Origin of the sequence: Vibrio sp. 10N.286.46.A8 (assembly GCF_041470165.1) — a bacterium.
Lineage (GTDB): Bacteria > Pseudomonadota > Gammaproteobacteria > Enterobacterales > Vibrionaceae > Vibrio > Vibrio tasmaniensis_A.
The window spans coordinates 1-4274 of sequence record NZ_JBFRLX010000132.1; the positions used below are offsets into that span (position 1 = coordinate 1).

Here is a 4274-nt window from a genome sequence, read left to right on the forward strand (position 1 = left end):
ATATAAAGCTTCATTAATTAGCTACTTTTAGACTAAAAGAGAATATGAAATGTATTGGGTATCTGTATGAAAATAGTAACCCCGTTATTATCGGATCAAGAGAGTGATTTCAACTCCGTTATTATTAATAAAATAAGTCACTATTTCTCTATTGCAAATTTCAAACAAGACATATCTATAATCAGTAACTTAGACGTCAGACTGGTATTTTTCATTTTGAATACCCCTGATAAAATCCAACTACTTACCATGGCTTTATCTATTTGCGAAAATTTGAACAAAAGAATTGTTATTATTTGCTCTGACCCGTTACCTAATATCGTTCGAAATCATAAGAATATATTTTTTATCATAGAAACAAACAGTAATCATCTGACCAGTCAATTCGAAGAGCTTAAGGCTAAGACACAGCATATGTTCGAGTCCCACTTCGATATCGACAGAGACACAAACAACAACAACCAACTGCCTGTAAAAGCCTTCACATCCGAAGTCGTTAACTTTGTGATGGACAACATCAACAAAGAAATCAGAGAAATAGAGATCGCCGAGAAATGTCACTGTTCAACCACCTATTTTTCTAAGAAGTTTCATCTACACTTTGGAGTAAGCTTTAGAGACTTCGTGTGCGATAAACGCATTCTACTTGCCAAAAAGTTAATCGAAGCAGATACCGAATCAAAAATTGCTGTCATTGCCTATCAATGTGGATACAAGGATGTGTCATATTTCTCGAGAATTTTTAAGAAACGGACTGGAGTAACGCCTGCAAGTTACAGGCGAGCCTGCACAGATAACGGAAAACAAAGAACATAAACGCTAATTTTACTCCCTAAAAGAAAAAATCATGGTACATTTAACATGATTTTAACAAAAATAACTTAGCGAAAAACATGGAGTTAGACAATGATTCAGCCTAACGAGTTTAGCCAAGAACAAGCAACAGCTCTCCCTACACCCAATGACATGATTTTAAAATGGGCAGAAGAACGCCCAGATGAAGTCTACTTAAAGCAAATTATTAACCGCCAATTTGTTGAGTTTACTTATAAAGAAGTGGCCGACAAAGCACTGAAACTGGCGTCAGCATTAGAAGGACTCGGAGCCCAACCCGGTGATCGAGTCGCTCTCGTATCGAAAAACTGTGCAGAATGGTTTATCTGCGATCTTGCCATGATGTTAGGAGATTTTGTCAGCGTCCCAATCTTTCCAACAGCGGGTGCCGATACCATACAGTACTGTATTGAACACAGTGAAAGTAAAATTGTGATTGCGGGTAAACTCGACGATCCTAAGGCCACTCAAAAAGTACTGGATGATAATCCAAACTTGGTGAGTATCTCACTTCCCTACGATAGCGCAGCGAAGTGCCAACATACTTTCGAACAACTCATCGATACCCATGCCCCCTCAACCAAGCGTCCTCAGCATCACGATGATAAAGTAATGTCGCTTGTTTATACTTCGGGTACATCAGGGCTACCAAAAGGCGCGATGCTCACATACGGCGCCTTTACGTGGTCAGTTCAACGGTTGATCGATCATATTGGTATCCAACCCGGCGATCGCTTGTTCTCTTATCTACCGCTTGCCCATATTACAGAACGCGTTTACATCTTTGGCTCATCGGTAATGGGCGGTATAGTCACTGCTTTCCCGGAGTCTTTAGATACCTTTATTGATGATGTGAAAATGCATCGCCCTACTCTATTTATTTCAGTTCCTCGTTTATGGACTCTGTTCCAGCAACGAATCCAAGATAAGCTGCCGCAGAAGAAACTGAATTTCTTACTTAAGATTCCGTTTATCAACAACATCATTAAGAAGAAACTGGCTGATGGCCTAGGGTTAGATCAAGCCCGCGTTTTGGGATGTGGTTCAGCTCCGGTATCACCGGCTCTACTCGCATGGTATGAGAGTGTTGGCCTACACATTACCGAGGCTTGGGGAATGACTGAGTCTTTCGCCTACAGCACGATTAATCACCCGTTTAGAGCCGACAAAATTGGTACTGTGGGTAATGCTGGTCCGGGCATCGAACTCAAAATTGCAGAAGATGAAGAAATTTTGGTTCGAAGCAAAGGTATGTTCTCTGGTTATTACAAAAATGACATAGCCACCCAAGAGTCTTTTAACTCTGAGGGATGGCTTCATACTGGCGATATTGGTGATATCGACAGCGAGGGCTACCTAACGATCCGGGGACGTAAAAAAGACACCTTTAAAACTGCGAAAGGTAAGTTTGTGGCTCCAGTGCCAATCGAAAACAAACTGTTTGAATACAGCCGCGTAGAAATGATGTGTTTGATCGGCTTAGGCTTACCTGGTCCTATCCTACTCGTGGTACCGCATGACTTCCCTAATTTTGATCGGGCTCGTTATGAAAGAACAAGTAAACGTGTCATTGAAAAAATGAACGAACAGTTAGCCTCGCATGAGAAGATCAAAGGGGTACTGATGATTAAGGAACCGTGGAGCATCGACAACGGTGTACTTACCCCTACTCTCAAGATAAAGCGACATATCCTTGAGCAGAAATACCATGAAATCGGTCATAGCTGGCCGAAAGATAAATTAGTGGTTTGGGAAGAGTAATCAAAACCGAGAGGGAGCCATTACGGCTCCTTTTTCATAAGCTCAAGTTACAAGTATTTAGTGTAATCAGCCGCATCATTACGTTCATAGTCCAAACCGATATCCTTTCTCATCCGATCGCTCAAAGATTCCGAGCTAATAACTTGTCTTGATTTAGCCGCCTTACTATTCTTTTTTTTATCATTAACTTGAAAAATATAAGTAACTAATCTGCCAATCCAACAGGTCATTGCTTTCATTTTATCTCTCTTGTTTTTCCTATTAATTTGTCGTTATTATGGAAATAAGCAGTTCGATAAGCGAACAACCATTATTAACAAGGACTATAAGCTGAGGTTATGGATAATAGACTGCGTCACCTTTCAGGCCTCCGTTACTTTGAAGTTGCGGCACGCTTGCATAGCTACAGTAAGGCAGCTGAGGAACTGTTTGTTAGCCAAGCAGCCGTCAGCCAAAAGATTCGCCAACTAGAAGAACAGGTTGGATGTAAGCTTTTCATTCGTAAGGGGCGTGTTATGGCCTTAACACATGAAGGGCGCACACTTTTCAAACATGTTTCTGATGGGTTTCAAGAGGTATTGCTAGGTTTAAACAAAATCCAGTCTGAACCCATTCAAGGTCTGCTTGTTGTTAGAAGCCCTCCTTCATTTGCTTCACGTTGGTTACTACCACGGCTTTGGAAGTTCTCGGTAAAGCACCCAGAGATCCCGATCAAAGTGCTAACAGGCTGCGATACCCCAAATTTAAAACACGGTGAGATTGATGTGGCTATTCGACAAGGTGAAGACCTATGTGTGGAAGATGGTTTAACTCTTGAGGTACTAATCAACGAACCTATCTATCCTTTTTGCTCACCAGAATTAGCAAACTCTCTTAAACTCACCTCACCAGAACAGCTACTTAAATGTTGGTTAGTTCAATTCGAGGGGGGTTGCTTCCCTTGGGAAAGTTGGTTTAAACAAGCGAATGTTCCGGTGCAAGACAGTTCTATTCAATGGATGGAAGTAGGTACTTTTGATATGGGATTAACGACAGTTATGGCTGGTCATGGAGTTTGCCTTGCAACAGACAGTTTAGCTGGTGACTTCATTGAACGCGGCTTGTTAGTAAAGCCATTTGATATAGGCATGACGCCTGGCGTTCAAGTAAATCTATGTTTTGACCCTAACTCGCCTAGAGAAGTGCGTATAACGGCATTTACCAATTGGTTACATGAAGAAGTAAATGAGATATTGGAGAACTAGCTCTTGTCTTTCAACTCCTGAAATAGGCAGTTCTTCAATAACTAAACACAAACTACCAGCTTAAATGGTCTGATAATTCATAAAGCGAAACTGGTATACTTAGCTCAAATAAATGGCGAGAACATCTCATGACACAAGACAATAATCCACTGCACGGTATCACTCTACAGAAGCTACTGACTGAATTGGTTGAACATTACGGTTGGGAAGAGTTGAGTTACATGGTGAACATCAACTGCTTTAAAAAAGACCCGAGCATTAAATCGAGCTTAAAATTTTTGCGTAAAACAGATTGGGCACGCACCAAAGTAGAGCAGATTTACATCGACTTAAAGCGTTAGTCTCTCCCTGCTTTATCAGTCCCGTGTTGAATAAATACGGGACAACCACTGTGTCTACTTTTTAGGGGCTACATCAGCACCTCGCACCTCGCAC

General features: G+C 41.2%; 5 protein-coding genes. 4 read left to right on the forward strand and 1 reads right to left on the reverse strand.

The annotated features are described in order from the left end of the window. Positions 1-66 precede the first annotated feature (66 nt). A complete protein-coding gene (locus tag AB4232_RS13790) occupies positions 67-816 on the forward strand; it encodes a helix-turn-helix domain-containing protein (RefSeq protein ID WP_372087351.1) in 750 nt (249 codons plus the stop codon). Positions 817-906: 90 nt separating this feature from the next. Next, positions 907-2595, forward strand: a complete 1689-nt coding sequence (locus tag AB4232_RS13795) for an AMP-binding protein (protein ID WP_372087352.1) — start codon at positions 907-909, stop codon at positions 2593-2595. A 47-nt stretch (positions 2596-2642) separates the two neighbouring features. Here the strand turns inward: AB4232_RS13795 and AB4232_RS13800 are convergent, their stop codons facing one another. Continuing rightward, complete coding sequence (locus AB4232_RS13800) at positions 2643-2834, reverse strand: hypothetical protein (protein WP_017096672.1); 192 nt, start codon at positions 2832-2834, stop codon at positions 2643-2645. A gap of 99 nt (positions 2835-2933) precedes the next feature. Between AB4232_RS13800 and AB4232_RS13805 the strand changes: the two genes are divergently transcribed. Both AB4232_RS13805 and AB4232_RS13810 read left to right on the forward strand, forming a co-directional pair. Next, positions 2934-3839, forward strand: a complete 906-nt coding sequence (locus tag AB4232_RS13805) for a LysR substrate-binding domain-containing protein (protein WP_372087353.1) — start codon at positions 2934-2936, stop codon at positions 3837-3839. Between the two features lie 128 nt (positions 3840-3967). Continuing rightward, positions 3968-4180, forward strand: coding sequence for a VF530 family DNA-binding protein (locus tag AB4232_RS13810; protein ID WP_012604684.1), 213 nt, complete (start codon positions 3968-3970; stop codon positions 4178-4180). Positions 4181-4274: the final 94 nt, after the last annotated feature.

What these genes read in the sequence shown, in the direction of transcription:
- AB4232_RS13790 (WP_372087351.1), top strand. Translation starts at nt 67, where the DNA reads ATGAAAATAGTAACCCCGTTATTATCGGATCAAGAGAGTGATTTCAAC.
- AB4232_RS13795 (WP_372087352.1), top strand. Translation starts at nt 907, where the DNA reads ATGATTCAGCCTAACGAGTTTAGCCAAGAACAAGCAACAGCTCTCCCT.
- AB4232_RS13800 (WP_017096672.1), bottom strand. Translation starts at nt 2,834, where the DNA reads ATGAAAGCAATGACCTGTTGGATTGGCAGATTAGTTACTTATATTTTT.
- AB4232_RS13805 (WP_372087353.1), top strand. Translation starts at nt 2,934, where the DNA reads ATGGATAATAGACTGCGTCACCTTTCAGGCCTCCGTTACTTTGAAGTT.
- AB4232_RS13810 (WP_012604684.1), top strand. Translation starts at nt 3,968, where the DNA reads ATGACACAAGACAATAATCCACTGCACGGTATCACTCTACAGAAGCTA.